Raw genomic sequence first — 22048 nt, 5'->3', positions numbered from 1 at the left:
GCCCATATGCAGCAGATAGTGTGTTCGGCATGACTCAGTCGCCCTCCTCCAGGACCAGCCCCGCCAGGATCAGCAAGGCTGTCATCCCCGCCGCCGGCCTGGGCACCCGGTTCCTGCCCGCCACCAAGGCAACTCCGAAGGAGATGCTGCCGGTCGTCGACAAGCCGGCGATCCAGTACGTGGTCGAGGAGGCCGTGGCGGCCGGGCTCTCCGACGTGCTCATGGTGACCGGCCGCAACAAGCGTCCTCTTGAGGACCACTTCGACCGGAACTACGAACTGGAGGAGGCGCTCACCCGCAAGGGAGACGTCGAACGCCTCGCCAAGGTCCAGGAGTCCAGCGACCTCGCCACCATGCACTACGTCCGCCAGGGCGACCCCAGGGGCCTCGGCCACGCCGTGCTGTGCGCGGCCCCGCACGTCGGCGACCAGCCCTTCGCGGTCCTGCTGGGCGACGACCTGATCGACCCGCGTGACCCGCTGCTGGCCCGTATGGTCGAGATCCAGGAGCGTGAGGGCGGCAGCGTCGTTGCCCTCATGGAGGTCGACCCGTCGCAGATCCATCTGTACGGATGCGCCGCGGTCGAGCCCACGCGCGACGCGGACGTGGTCAAGGTGCACGACCTGGTCGAGAAGCCGGACGCCGCCGACGCGCCCAGCAGCTACGCGATCATCGGCCGCTATGTCCTCGACCCCGCCGTCTTCGGCATACTGCGCACGACCGAGCCGGGCCGCGGGGGTGAGATCCAGCTCACCGACGCCCTCCAGCAGCTCTCCGCCGACGAGAAGGTCGGCGGCCCGGTCCACGGTGTGGTCTTCAAGGGCCGCCGCTATGACACCGGTGACCGCGGCGACTATCTGCGTGCCATTGTCAGACTCGCATGCGAACGTGAGGACCTGGGCCCGGACTTCCGGGCCTGGCTGCGCAGTTACGTCGGCGAGGAGATGTAGTACGTGAGCAGTACGGCGGAATCGGCACCGGCCCACGGCCATGAGCGGCTCTGGTCGGTGGACGACCATCTCGCGGACATCCTGACCGCGGTGCACCCGCTCGACCCCATCGAGCTGCAACTGCTCGACGCGCAGGGGTGCGTGCTCGTGGAGGACGTCACGGTGCCGGTGGCACTGCCGCCGTTCGACAACAGCTCCATGGACGGCTACGCGGTCCGTACGGTCGATGTCGCGGGCGCCACCGAGGAGTTCCCCGCCGTGCTGACCGTCATCGGCGATGTCGCGGCGGGCAGCGGTGTCCTCCCCGAGGTCGGCCCCGGGCAGACCGCCCGGATCATGACCGGTGCCGCGCTGCCGCCCGGCGCCGAGGCCGTCGTCCCGGTGGAGTGGACCGACGGCGGGGCGGGCGGCGGGCTGGCCACCTCCATGCGCCCGGCCGGCGAGAGCCCCGGCGGAGCCGGCGGCGAGGTCCGGGTGTACCGCCCGGTCGGGGCCGGGGGCCATGTCCGCTCCCAGGGCAGCGATGTGCGGGCCGGTGATCTGGCCCTGGCGGCCGGTACGGTCCTGGGCCCGCCGCAGATCGGGCTGCTGGCGGCCATCGGCCGCGGTTCGGTCCGGGTCCGGCCGCGCCCGCGCGTGGTCGTGCTCTCCACCGGCAGCGAACTGATCCAGCCCGGCGAGCAGCTCGGCGAGGGACAGATCTACGACTCCAACAGCTTCGCGCTCACCGCCGCGGCCAGGGACGCGGGTGCGATCGCCTACCGGGTGGGCGCCGTCACCGATGACGCGGACACCCTGCGCGCCACCATCGAGGACCAGCTCATCCGCGCCGACATGGTGGTCACCACGGGCGGCGTCAGTGTCGGGGCGTACGACGTCGTCAAGGAGGCGCTCTCCTCCGTCGGTGACGAGGACGAGGACGGCGGGGGAGTCGATTTCCGCAAGCTCGCCATGCAGCCGGGCAAGCCGCAGGGCTTCGGCTCGATCGGCCGGGAGCACACCCCGCTGCTCGCCCTGCCGGGGAACCCGGTCTCGTCGTACGTCTCCTTCGAGCTGTTCGTACGGCCCGCGATCCGCAGGCTGATGGGCCTGGACGACGTGCACCGGCCGACGGTCCGCGCCACGCTCACGGCGGACAGGCCGCTCGCGTCACCGGCCGGCCGCCGCCAGTTCCTGCGCGGTGCGTACGACGCGGGGACGGGCTCGGTCACCCCCGTCGGCGGCACCGGATCCCACCTGGTCGCCGCACTCGCCCACGCCGACGCGCTGATCGTCGTTCCCGAGGACTCCGTCTCGGTCGAGCCGGGCACGGACGTCGATGTGGTCCTGATCGGCTGATGACCCCATGTGGCGGTACCGTGTCTGCCCACACAGGCCCTGACGGGCCGGGACCGGGAGCGCCACAGCCAATGACCGTGTTTTCCCGGGGGGAGACCCCCGGACCGCCTCAGCAGGGCCACCTGACGCATATCGACGCGTCGGGCGCGGCCCGTATGGTCGACGTCTCGGCGAAGGAGATCACGGCGCGCACCGCACGTGCCAGTGGCCGCGTGCTGGTGTCGCCTCGCGTCGTCGAACTGCTCAGGGGCGGGGGAGTGCCCAAGGGGGACGCGCTCGCCACCGCCCGAATCGCGGGCATCATGGGCGCGAAGCGGACCCCCGAGCTGATTCCGCTCTGCCATCCGCTGGCCGTCTCGGGTGTCACGCTCGACCTGGCGGTCGCGGACGACGCCGTCGAGATCCTCGCGACGGTACGGACCACGGACCGCACGGGCGTCGAGATGGAGGCCCTGACCGCCGTCTCGGTCGCCGCGCTCACCCTGGTCGACATGGTGAAGGCGGTGGACAAGGGCGCGGTCATCACGGACGTACGGGTCGAGGAGAAGACCGGCGGCAGATCCGGTCACTGGACGCGCCCGGAGACACCCGGCGACGCGGCGCGCGGTGAGGCGGACGGGGACGCGTCATGAACGCGCACACGGGCGAGGGCCCCCGGGACACCGCCCCCGGCGGCACCCCCGGCACCCCCGGCGCCGACGGCCCGGGGCGGCCGAGGAGCTATCGCGCGCTGGTCGTCACCGCGTCGAACCGCGCCGCCGCCGGCGTCTACGCCGACACGGGCGGCCCGATCCTCGCCCAGGGCCTGACCGCGCTGGGCTTCTCGGTCGACGGACCGGAGGTCGTCCCCGACGGGGAGCCCGTCGAACGGGCCCTGCGCGCGGGCGTCGCCGCCGCGTACGACGTCATCGTGACCACCGGTGGTACGGGCATCTCCCCGACGGACCGCACCGCCGACGTCACCCGGCGCCTGCTCGACCACGAGGTCCCCGGCATCCCCGAGGCGATCCGCGCCGAGGGCGCCGTGAAGGTCCCGACCGCCGCGCTGTCCCGGGGCGTGGCCGGGGTGGCCGGGCGGACCCTGATCGTGAACCTGCCGGGCTCGGCCGGCGGGGTCCGCGACGGTCTCGCCGTGCTCGGCCGGCTGCTCGTCCACGCCGTGGACCAGATCCACGGCGGCGATCACCCCCGTACCTCCGGATGAACCCCACCTGGCCCGTGACGCTGGTGGACGGCGACATCACCCTCCGCCCCATAAGACTGCGCGACCAGCGCGCCTGGCGTGAGGTGAACCGGCGCAACCGCGACTGGCTGCGCCCCTGGGAGGCGACGATCCCGCCGCCGCCCCCGGGCGGCCCGGTCGCCCAGCGCCCGACGTACCGCCAGATGGTCCGCCATCTGCGCGCCGAGGCGGGCGCGGGCCGGATGCTCCCCTTCGTCGTCGAGTACCAGGGGCGGCTGGTCGGCCAGCTCACCGTCGCCGGGATCACCTGGGGGTCGATGTGCTCGGGGCACGTCGGCTACTGGGTGGACCGCGAGGTCGCGGGCCGCGGGGTGATGCCGACGGCGGTGGCGCTCGCCGTCGACCACTGCTTCCGTATGGTCGGGCTGCACCGCGTGGAGATCTGCATTCGCCCGGAGAACGGGCCCAGCCGCCGGGTCGTCGAGAAACTCGGATTCCGTGAGGAGGGGCTGCGCCCGCGCTATCTGCATATCGACGGGGCGTGGCGGGACCATCTCGTGTTCGTGCTCACGGCCGAGGAGGTGCCCGACGGGCTCCTGCGACGGTGGCGGCGGGCGCGCCCGGGAACGCCCAGAAAATGAAATATCTGTTCGATATTGATCGGCATATGACTATAAACTGATCTGAACAGTCACAAAAAAAGTCCGTGATATCAGCCAGATCGTGCGACACACCGGCTCAATTGGCCGATGCCCTCGTGCGAACCCCTCTACGGTGTGAACCGTGAGCAGCAGCGGCCTCATCTACGCAGTCATCGTCGGGGCCTGGGCCGCCTACTTGGTGCCGATGTGGCTCCGCAGGCAGGACGAGCTGAATGAGGCACGTCCGACGGAGCGCTTCAGTACCGCCATCCGGCTGCTGTCCGGAAGGGCGGCCATGGAGCGCCGTTACGCCAAGGAACTGCGGGGGCGCGCCGCCGAGGAGGCGGGGTCCGACGAGGACACGGACGCCGGCACGGAGTCGATGAGCTCCGTCGACGTCCGGGCCTTCGCCGCGCCCCCGGCCCGCACGGAGGCCCGGGTGGAGATCCGCGCGGACATCCCCGCGCCGGCCAGGTCCGCACCGTCGCGCCAGGCACCCCGGCCCGCCCCGGCACGTCCGGCGCGCGCCTCCGGACCCGCCCGGCGCGCACGGCCCTCGGGCGCCGCGGCGGAGCGTGCCCGGCGCGCGCAGCGCCTCCAGGTCCTGGCGCGCCGCCGGCGTACCACCGTGATCCTCTTCCTCGCCTTCACGCTGGGCACGATCGTCGCGGCGGTCGGCGGTCTCGGCTTCCTCTGGGCACCGGCGGTCCCGGCCATACTCCTGAGTACGTACATCGTGCATCTGCGCGCCCAGGAGCGGCGCCGTTTCGCGTTCACGATGGACCGGCGCCGGGCCGAGGCCGCCGCGCAGCGGCTCCGCGAGAACCGCCCGCGCCGGCATCAGCCCTCGACGGCCACCGTCGGCGAACCCGACGAGGAGCCCGAACCCCGCCCCGAACCGGAACCCGAGCCCACGGTCTCCCCGCAGGAGGCCGGCCGGCGCGCCCTGGTCGAGCAGACCGACCACGCGGAGTGGGTGGACCAGCAGCGCGAGCGCGGCCCGGCGGCGAGCGGTGAGAGCTGGGAGCCGGTACCGGTCCCGCTCCCCACCTATGTCACGGCCCCGGTGGCCCCGCGCGCCACCAGCGGCGTCGAGGTGGGCGACCCGGAGACCTGGAGCGCGGCCCGCTCCTCCACCGCGGAACCCGCCCCGGAGGCCCCCGCCCCCCAGCGCCCGCCCGCCCCCCGCCGCCCCCGCGAGCGCGGCAGAACCCCCCTCTTCGACCAGTACGACGAAGAGTCCCGCCCCCGCGCCGCGAACGAGTAGCTCCGCCCCGCCCCGCCGCCCGTGACCGGCCCCAACTGATTTCCGAGCACGGCGCCGGGGGTGCTAAGGTTTCACTCGTTGCAAGGGCCTGTGGCGCAGACTGGTAGCGCACCTCGTTCGCATCGAGGGGGTCAGGGGTTCAAATCCCCTCAGGTCCACCGCAAGGCCGTTCGCGGGTTCACCCCGGAGCGGTTCATGAGATCCCGGTCAGACGGTCACCGTCTGACCGGGATCTTGTCGTTTGCCGGGAGGCGAACGGCCCCGGTGGTCTCGCCGTCCGGGTGCGTCCGCCTTTGAACGGCCGTTGCGGGTGGCCTCAGAAGTCGTCCAGCCAGATCACGATGCCGGTCAGGTCGTGGAGTACGGCCGCGGCGCCGGCTCTGATGGCGGCCGCGCAGCGGGCGGGGGTGAAGGTGGCGGGGTTGTACGTCGAGGACATGCCGAGCCCTTCGCCGCGGAACGACGCGCCGGACCAGTCGACCGCCGTGACGTTGTCGGTGGGCTCGGCCAGTTCCGCGCCCACGACGAGGAACGGCTGCGAGAGGTGGTTCGGGGTCACCGTCGCCAGGGGGTCGACAAGGTCGTTGCCCGCGCTGACGATCAGGTCGGGGGCCATCCCGAGCGCCTTGGTGATGCTGGGGAGGAGATCGGACGGGGCGTCCGCGACCACCGTTCTGAGGTCGACATGCTCCTCCTCGGCCCAGTCCTTCACCGCCTTCACCAGGGCCTTGGTCGGACGGTCGTCCCCCGAGGTGAGCAGCACCACCCGGTAGTCCTTCGACGGGTGGACCCCGGCCCAGGAGCCGGGCCGGGGTGTGGCGGTCGCCTCCGGGGCGGGCGGCGCGGCGGGGTCGATGAACTCCGGGCCGAGCGTGCCGATGGCGGTGGGCTTGGGGTGCGGCTCTGCCCAGTCGTCGCCGGAGCCGCATCCGGTGACCAGCGCGGCGGCCGCGGCCAGCGTGGCGACGGCCCGAAGGTGGGGGCGCAAGGCGATCGTCCTCCGAGTGGTGGTGGATGGTGCGCCTACATCCTCCTATCTGATTTCCTGCCCTCTTCCTCCAAGGGTGTCGTTATCGCGCTTGTTTTTCCGCAATTCGCCAATGGGTCGGATCGTGTTCACCCGTGACATGCAGCGTGCACTGGCAACCTCAAGGAGCCACATGTCACCACGGGTCCGCCGCACCCTCGTCGGGATCACTGCGGTACTGATCGCTTTCCTGGGCGCCGGCCAGTCGGCGTCCGCCCACGGGTTCACATCGACCGTGTACCTCCACGCCACCGCGGGCGAAGAGGGTCATATACGGACGATGCTGGAGCTGGAGTACGACCTCCTGGTCGTCTCCGCCGCCGACTACGAGGACGACGATCCCCTCTTCCGGGCGGGGACCGACGCGTTCGACGCCGGTGACACCGGCGAGCAGGCCGCGGCGCTCAATTCCCACGCGCGGTCGGTCGTCACGTATGCCACCGAGCGTCTCTCGGTCACCTCGGGCGGCCAGGCCTGCACGCCGTCACAGGTCGGCAACTTCAGGATGAGCAGGCGGGAGGGCGTACCGTACGCCGGTCTGCTGCTGGACTGGGACTGCCCCGCCACGGGCGACGACCACGAGCTGCGCAGCGGACTGTTCCCCGACGCCGAGACGTACGTCACCGGCACCAAGACGATCGTCACCTACGAGATCGACGGCCGCTCGGGCAGCGCCGCGCTCGACGCCGGCCATCCGTCGTTCTCGTTCGGTCAGTCGTGGTACGAGCGGTTCTGGGAGTTCTTCCGTCTGGGCGCCGAGCACCTGCTGACCGGGATCGACCACATCCTGTTCCTGCTGGCGCTCATCGCGGGGTCACGGCGGCTGCGGGAGATCGTGCTCGCGGCCACGAGTTTCACCCTGGCGCACTCGGTGACGTTCATGCTCGCCGCCCTCGGGCTGGTCGAGGTGCCCGCGAGGGTCGTGGAGCCCGTCATCGCGCTGTCGATCGCCGTGGTCGCCGGCTGGTACCTGTGGCGGGTCTGGCGGCGCGGCAACCAGGCCGCCGACCTCGAAACGGCGGGACACGGTCACCTCAGCCTGGACCGCGCGGGCTGGATCCGGCTCGGGGTCGTGTTCTGTTTCGGGCTGGTGCACGGCCTGGGCTTCGCGGGCGCGCTGGGCATCGACGACGCGTGGTCGTGGTCCCTGCTCTGGTCCCTGCTGGTGTTCAACGTGGGCATCGAGGCCGTGCAGTTGGCGATCATCGCCGCCGTCTTCCCCCTGCTGACCGTGGTGCGGCGCCGTTCGCCGACGGCCGGCCTCTGGGCGACCGGAGCGATCTCCGCCGGTGTGTCCGTTATGGGGCTTATCTGGTTCGCGCAACGGCTGTTCAGGGTCTGAGGCCGAGTCAGACCTCTCGGAAGTTCAGCTGCCCCCTACACGTTATTTGCGGCCGGTTCACCCAGCGGCGAGACCTTAAATCGCTATTCATGCACCCCTCGTGCACAAAGGAACGAAAAACTCATGAAATTGAGCACCTCCACACAGACCTCCGGGCCTGTGCGGCGCCGCGTGGCCACAGGGGTCACGGCGGTAGTCCTGGGCCTGACCGTGGCCTTCGGGGGCGGTCTGGCATCCCCCGCGGCCGCCGCCGAGCCCGCCACGCTCACCGGCATCATCCTCGGTGTGGGCGCCAACGAGTCCCAGCGGACCGTGACGTGGTACTCCTCCGCCGACACCGCGCAGCAGCTCCAGGTCGCCCCGACCGCGGAGCTCGTCAACGGCGGGTTCCCCGCCGGCGCCGCCACCTTCGACGCCATCGGCGGGGCGAACATCGCCACCAGCGGCGGCTTCAACCGCCACGCGACGATCACCGGCCTCAAGGAGCACACGGCGTACTCCTACCGTGTCGGCACCGAGGGCAACTGGTCCTCGGCGTACTCCTTCAAGACGCAGGACTTCGAGGGCGACTACGACTTCCTGTTCTACGGCGACCCGCAGATCGGCTCCTCCGGCGACCTGGCGAAGGACCAGGCCGGCTGGCAGGACACCGTGGACGTCTCGCTGACGGCCAACCCGAACGCCGAACTCCTGGTGTCGGGCGGTGACCAGGTCGAGAGCGCCAACAACGAGTCCCAGTGGAACTCCTTCCTGGCCCCCGACAAGCTGCGTCAGTACCCGTGGGCCGCCACCATCGGCAACCACGACGTCGGCGGCAAGGCCTACGAGCAGCACTTCTCCACCCCGAACACGGACCGCTCGGGCCCGCTGTACTCCAACGGGAACCCGGCGTCCAACACGTCCGGCGGTGACTACTGGTACATCTACAAGGATGTGCTGTTCATCGACCTCAACAGCAACAGCTACGCCACCTCCCAGGGCGGCGGCGGTGACGCGGCGCACATCAAGTACGTGAGCGACGTCATCAACCAGCACGGTACCGAGGCCAAGTGGAAGGTCCTCGTCTACCACCACTCGATCTACTCGCCGGCCGACCACGCCAAGGACTCCGACAACAAGGTCCGCCGGGTCGACTTCCCGACAACGTTTTCCAAGCTCGGCGTCGACCTGGTGCTCCAGGGCCACGACCACAGCTACTCGCGCAGCTACCTGATCAAGAACGGTGAGAAGGCGAACCCGGCCGAGCAGCCCGGTGCCGCCGATGTGTACCCCGGTCCCGGCGGCGTCCTCTACGTCACGGCGAACTCCGCCTCGGGCTCGAAGTACTACGACATCACGCAGCCGGACAGCAGCGGCACGAGCGGTGCCGGCAATGGCGCGGACCCGCTGAACCCGGACAGCTACTGGTACAACTCGGTCCAGAACCAGGAGCACGTCCGCACCTACGTCAAGGTCCAGGTGCGCAACGACAAGCTGGTCGTCGAGAACGTCCGCAGCGGCACCTGCGCCGCCCCGAACGCGGCCGTCGAGCGCGGCAACTGGTGCAACAACACGCCGGCCGACCAGCCGGTCGGCTCGCTCGTCGACAAGGTCTCGGTGCACCCGTACCACGGCGACAGCCAGGACCTCCAGGTCAACGTGCCGAACGCGGCTCCGGGCGAGTTCGGCTGGACGATCGACGGCTACAACGGCCTGGTGGACCTCGGCACCGCCGAGGAGCGCGACGGCAACCACTTCGAGGCGGACGGCAAGATCAACCCGATCGTCGTCTCGGACAGCCGCCGCTCGCTCGCCCCGTGGTCGATCTCGGCCAACGTGGGTGACTTCAAGGACGCCGACAAGACGTTCTCCGGCTCCTACCTCGGCTGGACGCCGCGCGTGCTCGTGGCCGGCGCCGGTGCCAAGGCCGGCGCGCCGGTGGTCTCCGGCTTCGACGACCAGGGCAAGGGCCTGTCCGTCTCGCGCGGCCTCGGTTCTGCCGAGCAGGGCCACGCCCGGGGCACGGCCAAGCTGGGCTCCGACCTGGATCTGAAGATCCCGGACAGCGTCGAGAAGGGTGGCTACCGCGCCACGCTCACGATCACCGCGCTGAGCAGCTGACCGGACCCGTTCCACCCGGCGGGGCAGGCGCCTTCGGGTGGCCTGCCCCGCCTTCCGTTCCAGGAGAACCTCGACATGCACACGTCCGTACCGCCCCGGAAGACCCGCGTCACCGCCCTCGTCCGTACCGTCGCCCTGGCCCTGCTCCTGGCCCTCGCGACCGCCGGCCTGTCCGCCGGCCCGGCTCTGGCCGCCGACGGCGACGTCACCTGGACGGTCAGGACGGCCGCCAACAGCTACGGCGACGACCGATCCAGCTTCAGCTACGCCGTCAACCCCGGCGGACAGCTCAAGGACGCCATGGTCGTCGCCAACCACGGCACGTCCCCGCTCGAACTCGCCGTCTACGCCGCCGACGGCTATACGACCGACACGGGCCAGCTCGACCTGCTCACCAAGGGCACCAGGTCCGTCGGCGTCGGCGCCTGGGTCCGGGCCCGGAGCGGCAGCGTCGTGGTCAAGCCCGGAAAGTCCGTCGAGGTCCCCTTCACGGTCGGTGTCCCCGCCAACGCCACGCCGGGCGACTATGTGGGCGGCATCCTCACCTCCCTGAAGCAGTCCGACGAGGCCGAGGGCATCAATGTGGACCGGCGCCTCGGTATCCGCGTCAAGCTGCGGGTCAGCGGGGAACTCAGGCCGGCCCTCGCGGTCGAGGACCTTCATGTGGACTACGCCGGCACGTTCGACCCGTTCGCCACGGGCGACGCCACCGTCACGTACACGATCCACAACACCGGCAACGCCATCCTGTCGGCCCGGCAGGCGGTCTCCGTCTCCGGCCCGTTCGGGTGGCTGCGGGCCGAGGCGGGCGACATCGCCCCGCCGCCGGAACTGCTTCCGGGTGAGAAGTGGAAGGTGAAGGTGCCCGTGCACGGCGTGGCGCCCGGAGTCAGCCTGGCCGCGACCGCGACCCTCACGCCCGTGCTCACCGAGGCGTCGGGCTCCACCACCCCACTCAAGCCGGTCGAGGCCACGGCGCACGGCTGGGCCGTCCCGTGGACGCTGTTGCTGCTGGTCGTCGTCCTGGTCGCCGTGGTCGTCGGGGCGCTCGTTCTCCGGCGCCGGGGCCGCGTACGGCGCGCGCTGCGGGAGGACGCACGCGTACAGGACGCCGTCGAGCAGGCACTCCGCGACCGGACGACGCGGACGGGCTGACCACCCGCCCGCGTCGACGGGCCGGCCGTGTCGACCGGCGGTCCGTGTCGACCGGCGGTCCGTGTCCACGGGCCCGCGACGACGGACGGGCCGACCGCGACCGCCCTGTCCGGGCAGGGCGCCGCGCCCCCTTGCGCGCCCGCCAATGTGCCTATGCGCCGGGGAGTTGAGGTGATTTCGCCTGTGCGAGGCGCATGAGGCGCGGCACAGTGAGGAGGATCAAAAGGGGGAACAATATGACCACGCCATCCGCGGACCGCGGCCAGGGCATCGGGGAAGGCAGCGCGTCGCGCCTGCCGCGGCAGCCGGGGGACCCGGAGGACTCCACCGGGGTTCCGACGCCCCAGGTCCCCGAGGACCAGAACGCGGCCACGCGCTACATGTGCACCGGAGTACGCCTCTACGAGGGCTTCGCGCGCCTCGTGGTGAACGAGATGCGCCAGGAGAAGATCAAGGCGCGGGCCCCCTCGTACGGGGTCGACCTCGACCATGTGCGCCGGCACGCCGACGAATCCCTCCGTGATCTGCGGGTACGGGACCGGTCCGTCGCCACGGCGTTTCTGCTCTCGCTGGTCCTGTCGCCCGTGGCCACCCTCGTCTACGGCTTCCTGTCGACGTTCCTGGGCGGGAAGTTCTACCGGCGCCTGCCCCCGCAGGGGCGCCATCCGGCCGGGTCGGCAGGCCCCGTGCATCTGAGCAAGCCCTCGGACACCGTGCTCTCGGCCATCCTGGCCCCGCTGGTCCTCCAGGTCGTCCTGCTGTTCACGGCCTGCTGGATCGGCCAGTTCGTGCTCTGGTCGCTGCCGGGCCTCGCGTCCTTCGCGCTGGGCCTGGTCCTGCTGATCGGTGTCCCCTGGTACTGCGTCCACCGGCAGCGCGAGGCGGCCTGGAAGGTGGTCAGGGAATGGCTGCGGCCCGGCTCCGATCTGGTCGGCGGCGAGGCGGCCGATGACACCAATCTGATCGTCTACAGCGGTTTCTCGCCGTTCGTCGGGTCCGGAGTGGAGGCCAGCTCCTGGTCGTTCGCCACCCGTCTGGTACCGAAGGGCTCGACCCCGGGCACCGCCGTGAAGCCGCCTGCGGTGCCGTTCAGATCCTCCGCGCTGGTGGAGCGGCTCAGCGCCGATCTGCTGGAGCTGCGCGCCCAGTCCCCGGCCTCGGCGGACGGTATCGCGGGCATGGAGGTGCGGGAGAAGGTCTTCGTGCACGGCTCGGAGGTGCGGAACACCAAACTGCTCCGCGGCGCCGAGATCTGGCCGGGCGCGGGAGGGGGTCCCGGCCGGAGGCGCCCCACGGACCACCTGCCGCAGAAGACCGTCGAGTCCGTACGAGGACGTATCGACGGCCCGGTCCGGCACTGTCTGTCCGTGCAGATCCGCAGCTGGGGCACGGATCTGGTGCTCACCGTCTTCGTCCAGGTCGCGGTGAACGGCGGGACGCTCTACCTCCAGTCGGACACCAGGGTGCTGCCGCCGGTCAGGGAGGAGTACCGGGTGGCCGACTCGCTCGGCGCCGTGGAGGGCGACGAGGAGAGGTGGCGCAAGGTCGGCGAGGCACTGCTCGCCGCCGGCGCCGTGTCCATGGCCTCCGTGTCGCATGTCATCGGGGAACTGGGCGCGGCCAAGAGGCAGCGGCGGTGGGAGGAGGAACAGCGCTGGGCCATCCGCCACGACGCGCGGTACGACTACGGCGCGGCCCTCAGTCTGCGGGAGGTCGCCGCGTCCCCCGACTACCGCAACTTCTTCCAGTTCGTGGATGTGACCAGGGCGGGCAAGCAGGTCGAGCTCCAGGTGCTCGGTTCCGTCATGAACTTCCTCGCGGACCACGGTCTGGACACCAGCGATCTGGACGCCCGCAGGACGACGATCCTGAACAACGGCGTGATGATGTACGGCGGTTCCATGACCGGCAGCGTCGCCGCCGGAGCCGGGGCGGCCGCCATGACCACGGGTGTCGGGGGTGGCCTCGGCGGGGGTGGCGGACACGGCCCGGCGGGCACGGCGGCCGCGGCGGGCTGATGAGGCGGCGGAGCCGGATCGCACGTCGCACGACATGTCGGACGAACGGGGAGGGTGTCCCATGGGCGAGGGCCCGCAGGTGAACGAAGGCATCGTGCTCGGTGGCAACGCACAGGTGCGCGACAGCGCGCTGGCGGCGGGCCGGGGAGCGACGGCGACCACGCACCACACGGGGGCGGACCCGGCCGCCGTGAGCGCCGAGGCCGTACGGGCGGCCCTGGAGACGATCGCCGAACTCAGGCGCCGTCTGGACGAGCCGGACCCCGGAGCGGACACGGCGACGGGGCCGGACATGGACCTCCTCCCCGCCGAGCGGAGGCGGGAAGCCAGGGCGGCCGCACAGGAACTGGAGGAGGAACTCGCCTCCGGCGGCGAGGTGGACCAGGAGCGGATCGCCGGACGCCTGGAGCGGCTGCGTACCGCCGTGGGCAACGCGACGGCGCTGCTCGGCCTGGTGGCCGCCGTGCAGGAGAGCATCCGGGCGATCACCGGCGTCTGATCGCAGGAGTCCGCTCACGGACGTCTGTTCACGGGTGTCTGTTCAAGGGTGTCTGTTCACGGGCCGGTCGCCCGGCCCGTGAACAGGCCGGGCGACCGGCCCGTTCCCGTACCGCCCTCCGGCCGGAATGCCGCAACTCCCCTTTCCCGCAAGGGAGAGAGGAAGAATGCTCGTACGCTCGTACTGGGGAACGAAAGGGCCGCGTCGATATCCGCGTCGATATGCGGAAGTCGCCGGAGCGTTAGCCCACGCGGGTGAAGCGGACTCACGGAAATTCTCCGTGGGCCACTACTGTGCCGGAACATGACCTCTTCCCATACCGCGTCGGGCAGCGCTCGGTACGCGCCGCTTCTGGGCACCCTCTCGGTGATTCCCTGGACCACCGATTCCTCCAGCAGCGAGCGCAACGCGCCTTTTCTGCTTGCCTATTCGCTCGGTGACGGCCGGGGCGGTCCCGAGGCCGGCGAGGAGGCGATGAGGTCGGTCCTCCGTGAGATCGGGCTGCGTCCCGGCGGCGATCTGGTCGATGTCGCGCACGCGCCCCACATCCCCGTCAAGCTGCTGGTGGAGGCCCAGCGAGCGGTACTGACCATGCCCTATCTGAATGCCCAGTGCGCCGTTCCGCCGGAGTGGGAACAGGACGCGCGGGATCACGGACAGATCTATTTCATGGTCGCCGTCCGTCCCTGGCCGGACGGCGCTCCGGGCAGGCCGATGACCGAGGAGCGGCTGCGTGCCTTTGTCGGGGACGCGGAAATGCTCGCGGAGGCCGCGCACTGTCTCGTACCGGTCCGCAGTCTGCGCGGCTGAGACGGAGCGGACACCATGACGACGGTACGGGAACGCGCCACGGCGGTCGGGGAGCGGGCGCACGGTCACGACGGGGCGGCGGGCGGTGGCCGGGGGTTCGCGCTGCTGCTGGTGGTCACGGGGGCGGCGGGGCTGCTGGCGGCGTGGGTGATCACGCTGGACAAGTTCAAGTTGCTGGAGGATCCGGGTTTCACGCCGGGGTGCAGTCTGAATCCGGTGGTGTCCTGCGGCAACATCATGAAGAGCGAGCAGGCGTCGGTGTTCGGTTTTCCGAATCCGATGCTGGGTCTGGTCGCGTACGCGGTGGTGATCGCGGTGGGTGCGGGGCTGCTGGCCGGGGCGCGGTACCGGCGCTGGTTCTGGCTCGGGCTGAACGCGGGCACGCTGTTCGGTGTCGGGTTCTGCACCTGGCTCCAGTACCAGTCGCTCTACAGCATCAACTCGCTCTGCCTGTGGTGCTGTCTGGCCTGGGTCGCCACCCTCGTGATGTTCTGCTCCGTCACGGTTCACAACATCGAGCACCGGATCCTGCCCGCGCCCGCCGGTCCGCGCGCCGTGCTGGTCGAGTTCCCCTGGGCGCCGCCCGTGCTGTGGACCGGTGTCATCGGGATGCTGATCCTGACGCGCTGGTGGGACTTCTGGACGAGTTGACCGGTACGGGGTCCGGGCCCTCGCGGGCCCGGCCCGTTCCGTCGGGCGGCGACTACGGGAGCGACCGACGGGTCGCTGACGGAAGCGACCGCCGGGTCACTGTGCCGGTCACGGTCAACGCGTAGGCCGCGCCCGCGACATGGCGTCGGCCCCGGGAGCCACGGGGGTCACTTGCCGAGCGAGAGCCCGCCGAGCAGCTTGCCCGCTCCTCCCTTTCCCTTCCCCTTGCCCTGTCCTTTCCCCTTCGCCTTTCCCTTCCCCTGGTTCAGCCCGTCCGTTGCCTTCTTGACCACGTTGATGACCGAGCCCTCGTTCTCCGTGTCCAGCGCGTTGGTGTTGAGCGGCTTGCCGTCGCGCAGCCCATGGCTGGCCACGGTGTCCAGGGCGCCGTTCAGACTGCTGGGGGTGTGGGCCTCGGCGGCGAAGGCCGGGGCGGCGGCCCCCAGAGCCATCACGGAACCGGCGACGATCGCGGCGAACTTCATGGGCTTCATGGGCTTCATGTGCCGAATCCTTCTCTGTTCTGCTCTGTCTCTGCGGTGTCGGACGGCGGAACAACTCTCGTTCCGCCAGGGCACCTTGGGTTTTCCCCGGTGCGGCCCCGCCATGGGTAACGATTCCTCGGCGCGGCGGAAACTCCATCCAGGGGGAATTCTGGGCGGGCCACCCGAATGAAGGGGACCCGCCCGATTCTCGTATCGAATGCGCCGCCGCCTCGTTGGGATCCGAAGTCCCCCGCCGGGAAAGGGATTTCCGTATGCCGCGCCCCCAGCAGCCCCCAGCAGAAGAGCCGCTCAGTCCCCGGGGGGACGAGCGGCTCTCGCGTGTGACGTCTACGAAGACGGCGGAACAGGTCAGCGGTTGACGCAGGCGTTCCCGAAGGCCGGGTTCAGCAGGCCGACGGCGTCGATGGTGTTGCCGCAGACGTTCAGGGGCACGTGGAGCGGAATCTGGATGACATTGCCGGACAGGACACCGGGCGAACCGACGGCGGCGGCCTTCGCGTCGGCGTCGGCGAAGGCGACGCCGGAGGCGCCGGCGACAGCGGCTGCGGCCGTGGTGGAGAGAACAACAGCCTTGGCGATACGCGACATGGAGTAGCGCTCCTCGGTCGTGAAGAGAGGTGACATAAGCGCCGGGCGCGTTTGCCCGACTCATGCATCAACGCCGTACGGAGCAATCGGTTGCGCACCCGAATGAGTGACGTTCCCCCCGGAGCGCGTCCCGGTCTGGTACCGGGGGCGTAACCCCAGCGGCCGTACCCGGAGTCTTCTTGTACGGTGAGCGCTTTTCAGCGCGTCTCACGTGATTTTCACTCCGCGCTCTGTAAAGGTGCCTTCTTGTTTCGGCCTTTCGAGACGGAGAGTGTGGATGCGTAATTCAGCGGTTCTTGTTGTGAGACGCGGCTTGTTGTGCGGCCTGCTCTCTCTCGTGTTGTCGGCAGCGGCTTTTCCCGCCGCGCCGACAGCCTTCTCGGGGGTCAAGGAGGATTCCCGTATTCCCTTCGAGCGGCGCTATCAGGTGGTGCAGCACGGCGGGATCGTACGCGCGGCCAATTCGGCCATCTCCTGCCGCGGCACGGCGGGAAATACCTCTTCGGTCTGTGCGTCGGCCCGTGCCGGTGGCACCGCGGCCAATCAGGCGTTCGACATGTTCTACGCGGATGTCGACAAAGACCCGAACACCTACAACTCCACCCGGGCGCAGCTCCGGACGCCGGCCGGCGCGCGCGTCACCTACGCCCGGCTGTACTGGGGCGGCAATCTCCTCGCCGGTGAGCAGAAGCCGGCCAAGGACAACGGCCGGGTGCTGCTCGCCGAACCCGGCGGGCAGTACAAGGCGGTACGCGCCGACACGGTGATCGGACACCGTAAGGCAGGGGGCGTGGACGCCTACCAGGCGTCGGCGGATGTCACCCGGATCGTCCGCGCGAGCGGTCCTGGCATGTACACCGTGGCACAGATCAATGTGGCCATGGGGCGGTCCAGGGTCGGCTCCTGGGGCGGCTGGAGCCTGGTGGTCGCGTACAAGAAGGCCGACGCCCCCCTGCGCCATCTCTCGGTCTGGGACGGATTCCAATCGCTCACCACGAGCCGGGCGAAGGCGGGCATCGAGGTCCGCGGGCTACGGGTGCCGGCCCGGGGCGCCGGGCGGCTCGGGGTGATCGCGTACGACGGGGACCGGGGAATCACCGGTGACGCGCTGACCGCGAAAACGAATCGGGGCAAGCGCGTGACGCTCTCCAACAAGTCCAATCCATCAGATGATGTGATGAATTCCAGCATTACGGAGTTCGGGGCTCCTCCGATTCAACGACAACCGTCTTATACGAACACTCTCGGCTATGACGCGGACGTGTTCGACCTGCGTGGTGCTTTTGCCTCTGGCGGTGATCGGCTTAGCGTTCGATTCAGCAGCAAGCGTGACTCCGTGTGGCTCGGTGCGTTTTTCGTAGAAGCAGAAGCACGGAGTTGACGCCGGGCGGTTGAGCCCGCTCCAGAGATTGCTTTCCTGTAGTGACGAGTGGAAAGAGTTGCGCGTGCAGGCACAGCGGCACCGACCGGGGACCGGCTTCACGGCGCTCCATCTCGTTCAGCCGGTCGACGGCGGAGTGGCCCGGGTGGTCCTCGATCTGGTCGGTGCCCAGGTGGGCGCCGGGGTCCGCGTCGTCGTCGCCTGCCCCCCGGAGGGGCCGCTCGCCGGGGCGGCGGCGCGCCAGGGCGCCGAGGTCCATGTCTGGCGGGCCGGCCGCGCCCCCGGGCCGGGCCTGCTGGACGAGGTACGGCAGGTCACGCGGCTGGTCGGGCTGGTCCGCCCGGACCTGCTGCACGCCCACAGCGCGAAGGCCGGTCTCGCGGGACGGCTCGCCGTCCGGGGCGGGGTGCCCACCGTCTTCCAGCCGCACGCCTGGTCGTTCGAGGCGGTCGGCGGAGTGACCGGCCGGCTGGCCAGGCACTGGGAGCGGTGGGCGGTCCGGTGGACCGACCGGGTCGTCTGTGTCAGCGAGGCCGAGCGGCGCACCGGCGAACGGGCCGGAGTCCACGCCGCCTGGTCCGTCGTCCACAACGGGGTCGACGTCGGACGGTTCGCGGGCGCGTACGGCACCACACCGGACAGCGCCGGCCCACCGGCCGCCCGCTCGGCCGGCACGTCCCGCGGACACACCGGCACCGCGGTCACCCGCCGGGCGGCCGGCGCGCCCCCCGGCCGCGGCGGCACCGCGCTCGCCGACGGCGTCCTCGCCGACACCGCCGCGGCCCGCGCCTCCCTCCCCCTCCTCGCCACGCTGGAGCCGTCCGCTCCCGTCGTGGTGTGCGTGGGACGGCTGTGCAGGCAGAAGGGGCAGGACATCCTGCTGCGGGCCTGGCAGCCGGTCGTACGGCAGTTGCCGCAGGCACGGCTGGTGCTCGTCGGGGACGGCCCCGACGCCGACGTCCTGCGTGCCACGGCCCCGCCGTCGGTGCTCTTCGCGGGAGCCGTACCGGACACCGCGCCGTGGTACCGGGCGGCCGATCTGGTCGTCCTGCCGTCCCGCTGGGAGGGCATGGCGGTGGCCCCGCTGGAGGCCATGGCCAGCGGCAGGCCCGTCGTCCTCAGCGATGTGGACGGCGCCCGCGAGAGCCTGCCGCCCGGCCGCGAGGCCCTCTGTCTCACCCCGCCCGAGGACCCGCCCGCGCTGGCCGCCGCCGTGAGCACGCTGCTCCGCGACGGGGCTCTGCGCGAGACCATCGGCCGCCAGGGCCGGCAACACGTACTCAGCACCTATGACGTGCGGCAGACCGCGCAGGCCATCGCGGACGTGTACCGCGAGGTCGCCGCCGTGCCGCGCCCCGAGCGCAGGGAGCCGATCCCCCAGTGACCACGGAAAGCACCAGCGTCCCGTCGCCGTCCGGGCCCGCGAGGGCGACCGGCCGGCGCACCGGGCGCGTCTTCGTCGCCCCTCCCCGGGACACCCGCGACCGGGTCGCGCCGCCGCCGCGGCAGCGCCCCGCGAGCCGGTCCCGGGGCGTCGTCCTGCCGCTGCTCGTGGTGGACGCGCTCGCCGCCGTACTGTCCGCGGTCGTCCTCGGCGACGAACGGCGCGAGGCCGTCCTGTCCGTCCAGCTCGTCGTCGGTGTGACCGCGCTCAACGCGCTCGGCGGGCTCTACCGGTCCGGTGTCGTCCTGTCGGCGCTGGACCAACTGCCCGCGCTCGCCGCCCGGATCGCCGCCTCGTGGTGCGCCGCCGCGGCCGTGCTCGCCGGGCTCCTCCCCTCCCGCGCCCTGGACATCACGGTGCTGCTCGGCGGGGCCGCCGTACAGATCGTCCTCGCGTGCGGCGGACGCTCGCTCGTCCACGCCCGACGGCGGGCGACGGCGGGCGACCGGCTGCGGTCCGCGCTGGTCGTCGGTACGGGTCCGGCGGCCCGGCGGCTGACGGCGCTGCTCGCCCAGCACCCCGAGTACGGGCTGCGGCCCGTCGGGATCGTCGCTCCTCCCCGGGGCGAGGGCGCCCACGGCGGCCGGGGCGGCGGCGGTACGGACGCCCCCGCCCTGCCGGTGCTGACCTCCGCCGAGGGCATCCACCGGGCCGTCATCCAGAACGGTGTCCAGGAGGCGCTGTTCGTCGGCTTCGGATCGGGATCGGGACCGGTCTCCGGCTCGGGACTGGGGCCGGCCTCGGGTCCGGGACCGGACTCCGGCTCGGGTCCGGGCTTCGGCCCCCGCGATGCAGGGTCCGTCGCCCGTCTCGATCCCGGTGCCGGGCCGGCCGAACCGGCCTTCACCGGCCCCGTGTTCACCGGCTCCCGCGAGACCACCGACCGGTCCGCCCTGGTCGCGCTCTTCCACGAGTACGGCTGCGCCACCTCGTTCATCGGCGCGGGCCGGTGGGACACCACCGCCCCCGCCCCCGGCATGGCGCGGCATCTGTGGGGATTCACCTGGCACCGGGTGGAGCCGCCGGCCGCGCGCCGCCGCGGCGCGGTCGCCAAGCGCCTGCTGGACGTGGTGCTCACCGTGCCCGTTCTGCTGGCGATCTCGCCGGTCCTGCTGTGCTGCGCCCTCGCCGTACGGTGCGGCGACGGACCCGGGGTGCTCTTCCGCCAGGAACGGGTGGGCCAGCACGGCCGCCCCTTCACCCTGCTGAAGTTCCGTACCCTGCGCCCGGCCGACGACCACGAGGCCGCCACCCGCTGGAACATCGCCAACGACCTCCGGATGAGCGCGGTGGGCGGCTTTCTGCGCCGTACGTCGCTGGACGAACTGCCGCAGCTCTGGAACGTACTGCGCGGTGACATGAGCCTGGTCGGCCCCCGGCCGGAACGCCCCTTCTTCGTCGCCAACTTCAGCAAGACCCACCCCGGTTACGCCGCCCGGCACCGGATGCCCGTCGGCATCACCGGACTCGCCCAGGTCCACGGGCTGCGCGGGGACACCTCCATCGAGGACCGGTCGCGGTTCGACAACCACTACATCGACCACTGGTCGCTCTGGCAGGACGTGTGCATCCTGCTGCGGACCGCCGCCTCCCTGGTCCGTCCGGCGGGAAGCTGATGGCCGCCGACGCCGTCGCCGGCGCCGTTGCCGTCGGCGGCCTGCTGCCGGGCGCCCGCCGGCCGCGTGCGGCGGCACCGGCGCGTCCGGCGGGCCCCTGGCGGGCGTTCCTGCACCGGTCCGCGCCGGTGCTGCCGGCCGTGGCCGTCGTCGCGCTCATCGCCGTCCCCGCCACTCCGGCGGGGGACGGCTCCGCCGGGTCGGGCAGTGTGGCCGACGCGGCCTCCGCGGTGCTCGTCCTGTACTGCCTGGTCCGTCTGGTGCGCGAGCGGGCCCGGCCGCTGACCCGGACCGCCGCGCTGGTGCTGGGACTTCCGGTGCTGGGGGTGACCGTCGCCGCCCTCACCGCCGATGAACCCGCGGCCACCCTGCCGGGGATGGCGCGCTATCTCCAGATCTTCGTCCTCGTGCCGGGCGCGCTGCTGCTGCTGATCCGCGACCGCAAGGACTTCCGGCTCGTCGCCGGGGCCGTCGTCGCTCTCGCGCTGGCGCAGGGCTCGATCGGTGTCACCCAGTATCTGACCGGCACCGGCGCCTCGTACCGGGGCGAGAACATCCGGGCGGTCGGCACGTTCGGACCCACCGATGTGATGGGCATGGCCACGGTCGTCGCCTACGGACTGGTCATCGCGGTCGGATTCGCGCTGGCTCCGCTGCCGGCCGTACCCGGCCGCGACGACGGCACGGGGGGGCCTCGCTGGTACGGGGCGCTCCGCGGGCCCTGGGGGCCCGGCACACAGCGGGCCGTCGCCCTGGTCTGCGCCGCACTGCTGACCGTGCCGCTCGCGCTGTCCTTCAGCCGGGGCGCCTGGATCGCCACCGCCGCCGCCGTCGTCCTCCAGCTCCTGTTCTCCGGGCCGCGCAGGGCCGCCGTGGTCGCCCTCGCCGCCGGGGCGCTCGGGATCGTCCTCGTCGTGGGTCTCGGTGTCGGCTCACAGATGATCGGCGAACGGCTCGACAGCATCACCCAGGTCACCGACGCGCCCGACCAGTCCGTCGCCGACCGGTACACCATGTGGGCCGCGGCCACCCATATGTGGCAGGAGAAGCCGGTCACCGGCGTCGGGCTGAAGGGCTTCCCCGCGTACCGCGACAGCCATGCCTCCCTGGGGCTCTCCTCGGGCAGCGACACCGCGGGCGCGGGCCTCGGCTTCCAGCGTCAGCCGCTGCTCTCCCCGCACAACATGTATCTGCTCGTGCTCAGCGAGCAGGGGGTGCTGGGGCTCACCGCTCTGGCGGGAAGCTGGGCGGCGCTTCTCGTCCTCACCCTGCGCAGGCTGCCCGGTACCCGCCGCGGGCGCGACGGACAGCGCGGGGCCGGCTGCGCCCTCGTCGTCACCGGACTGCTGGTCTGGCAGATCGTGGACTTCAGCTACGCGGACATCGGCGGGCCCTCCACCGTACTGACGGCCGTGATGTTCGGGCTGGCCGCGTGGTGGGCGCTGGGCCCGGCCCGGCGCCCCGAGACCAGGAGCGGGGCTGCCCGCGCGTGACCGATACGAGGCAGCCTTCTCCCGCGGTGCCCCCGCCTC

Annotated in this window: 20 protein-coding genes and 1 tRNA gene; 18 read left to right on the top strand and 3 right to left on the bottom strand. The window is 71.5% G+C overall.

The window, feature by feature from the left end; all coding sequences use genetic code 11:
• The first annotated feature begins 29 nt into the window (after positions 1–29).
• From galU to ACFYYH_RS21590, 7 genes are all read left to right on the top strand, one after another.
• On the top strand, positions 30–950 hold the full coding sequence (gene galU / locus ACFYYH_RS21620) for a UTP--glucose-1-phosphate uridylyltransferase GalU (RefSeq protein ID WP_388553336.1): 921 nt from the start codon (positions 30–32) through the stop codon (positions 948–950).
• 3 nt (positions 951–953) lie between these two features.
• The gene (gene glp / locus ACFYYH_RS21615; protein ID WP_388553334.1) at positions 954–2288 is read left to right on the top strand and encodes a gephyrin-like molybdotransferase Glp; all 1335 of its coding nucleotides are present in this window, start codon (positions 954–956) and stop codon (positions 2286–2288) included.
• Positions 2289–2359: 71 nt separating this feature from the next.
• The gene (gene moaC / locus ACFYYH_RS21610) at positions 2360–2920 is read left to right on the top strand and encodes a cyclic pyranopterin monophosphate synthase MoaC (protein ID WP_388553332.1); all 561 of its coding nucleotides are present in this window, start codon (positions 2360–2362) and stop codon (positions 2918–2920) included.
• A complete protein-coding gene (locus ACFYYH_RS21605; RefSeq protein WP_388553329.1) occupies positions 2917–3492 on the top strand; it encodes a molybdenum cofactor biosynthesis protein B in 576 nt (191 codons plus the stop codon). The genes moaC and ACFYYH_RS21605 overlap by 4 nt, the downstream gene beginning before the upstream one ends.
• Complete coding sequence (locus tag ACFYYH_RS21600; RefSeq protein ID WP_388553326.1) at positions 3489–4112, top strand: GNAT family N-acetyltransferase; 624 nt, start codon at positions 3489–3491, stop codon at positions 4110–4112. The genes ACFYYH_RS21605 and ACFYYH_RS21600 overlap by 4 nt, the downstream gene beginning before the upstream one ends.
• Positions 4113–4254: 142 nt before the next feature.
• A complete protein-coding gene (gene glpR / locus ACFYYH_RS21595) occupies positions 4255–5379 on the top strand; it encodes a gephyrin-like molybdotransferase receptor GlpR (RefSeq protein ID WP_388553324.1) in 1125 nt (374 codons plus the stop codon).
• An 84-nt stretch (positions 5380–5463) separates the two neighbouring features.
• Positions 5464–5537, top strand: a tRNA-Ala gene (locus ACFYYH_RS21590).
• Between the two features lie 158 nt (positions 5538–5695).
• Here the strand turns inward: ACFYYH_RS21590 and ACFYYH_RS21585 are convergent.
• Positions 5696–6367, bottom strand: coding sequence for a hypothetical protein (locus tag ACFYYH_RS21585; RefSeq protein ID WP_388553322.1), 672 nt, complete (start codon positions 6365–6367; stop codon positions 5696–5698).
• 172 nt (positions 6368–6539) lie between these two features.
• On the opposite strand from ACFYYH_RS21585, the gene ACFYYH_RS21580 reads away from it, so the two are divergent.
• The 7 genes from ACFYYH_RS21580 (at position 6540) to ACFYYH_RS21550 (ending at position 14981) form a co-directional block, all read left to right on the top strand.
• Positions 6540–7748 (top strand): HupE/UreJ family protein, encoded by a 1209-nt coding sequence (locus ACFYYH_RS21580; RefSeq protein ID WP_388553320.1) that lies wholly within the window; start codon positions 6540–6542, stop codon positions 7746–7748.
• Between the two features lie 123 nt (positions 7749–7871).
• Positions 7872–9848, top strand: a complete 1977-nt coding sequence (locus ACFYYH_RS21575) for a fibronectin type III domain-containing protein (RefSeq protein ID WP_388553318.1) — start codon at positions 7872–7874, stop codon at positions 9846–9848.
• Between the two features lie 75 nt (positions 9849–9923).
• Complete coding sequence (locus ACFYYH_RS21570; protein WP_388553316.1) at positions 9924–11003, top strand: WxL protein peptidoglycan domain-containing protein; 1080 nt, start codon at positions 9924–9926, stop codon at positions 11001–11003.
• Positions 11004–11239: 236 nt separating this feature from the next.
• A complete protein-coding gene (locus tag ACFYYH_RS21565) occupies positions 11240–13021 on the top strand; it encodes a hypothetical protein (RefSeq protein WP_388553314.1) in 1782 nt (593 codons plus the stop codon).
• 61 nt (positions 13022–13082) lie between these two features.
• Entirely contained in the window at positions 13083–13520 is a 438-nt protein-coding gene (locus ACFYYH_RS21560; RefSeq protein WP_388553312.1) for a hypothetical protein, read from the top strand.
• A gap of 303 nt (positions 13521–13823) precedes the next feature.
• Positions 13824–14330, top strand: a complete 507-nt coding sequence (locus tag ACFYYH_RS21555) for a DUF5949 family protein (protein WP_388553309.1) — start codon at positions 13824–13826, stop codon at positions 14328–14330.
• Positions 14331–14345: 15 nt separating this feature from the next.
• Positions 14346–14981, top strand: coding sequence for a vitamin K epoxide reductase family protein (locus tag ACFYYH_RS21550; protein ID WP_388553306.1), 636 nt, complete (start codon positions 14346–14348; stop codon positions 14979–14981).
• Between the two features lie 167 nt (positions 14982–15148).
• Here ACFYYH_RS21550 and ACFYYH_RS21545 read toward each other — a convergent pair whose 3' ends face one another.
• Positions 15149–15484: a hypothetical protein gene (locus ACFYYH_RS21545; RefSeq protein WP_388553304.1), complete on the bottom strand. Its 336-nt coding sequence runs from the start codon at positions 15482–15484 to the stop codon at positions 15149–15151.
• A 351-nt stretch (positions 15485–15835) separates the two neighbouring features.
• The gene (locus ACFYYH_RS21540; RefSeq protein ID WP_388553302.1) at positions 15836–16075 is read right to left on the bottom strand and encodes a chaplin; all 240 of its coding nucleotides are present in this window, start codon (positions 16073–16075) and stop codon (positions 15836–15838) included.
• A 277-nt stretch (positions 16076–16352) separates the two neighbouring features.
• Between ACFYYH_RS21540 and ACFYYH_RS21535 the strand changes: the two genes are divergently transcribed.
• The 4 genes from ACFYYH_RS21535 to ACFYYH_RS21520 all read left to right on the top strand — a co-directional run bounded on the left by ACFYYH_RS21535 (position 16353) and on the right by ACFYYH_RS21520 (position 22009).
• Entirely contained in the window at positions 16353–17456 is a 1104-nt protein-coding gene (locus tag ACFYYH_RS21535; protein WP_388553300.1) for a DUF3344 domain-containing protein, read from the top strand.
• Between the two features lie 64 nt (positions 17457–17520).
• A complete protein-coding gene (locus tag ACFYYH_RS21530; RefSeq protein ID WP_388553298.1) occupies positions 17521–18840 on the top strand; it encodes a glycosyltransferase in 1320 nt (439 codons plus the stop codon).
• Positions 18837–20516, top strand: coding sequence for a sugar transferase (locus ACFYYH_RS21525; protein WP_388553295.1), 1680 nt, complete (start codon positions 18837–18839; stop codon positions 20514–20516). Before ACFYYH_RS21530 ends, ACFYYH_RS21525 begins: the two co-directional genes overlap by 4 nt.
• Positions 20516–22009, top strand: coding sequence for an O-antigen ligase family protein (locus ACFYYH_RS21520; protein WP_388553293.1), 1494 nt, complete (start codon positions 20516–20518; stop codon positions 22007–22009). Before ACFYYH_RS21525 ends, ACFYYH_RS21520 begins: the two co-directional genes overlap by 1 nt.
• The last annotated feature ends 39 nt before the right edge of the window (positions 22010–22048 follow it).

Source organism: Streptomyces sp. NPDC002018 (assembly GCF_042890865.1).
Taxonomy (GTDB): domain Bacteria; phylum Actinomycetota; class Actinomycetes; order Streptomycetales; family Streptomycetaceae; genus Streptomyces.
This window is presented reverse-complemented; position numbering and strand designations above follow the sequence as displayed.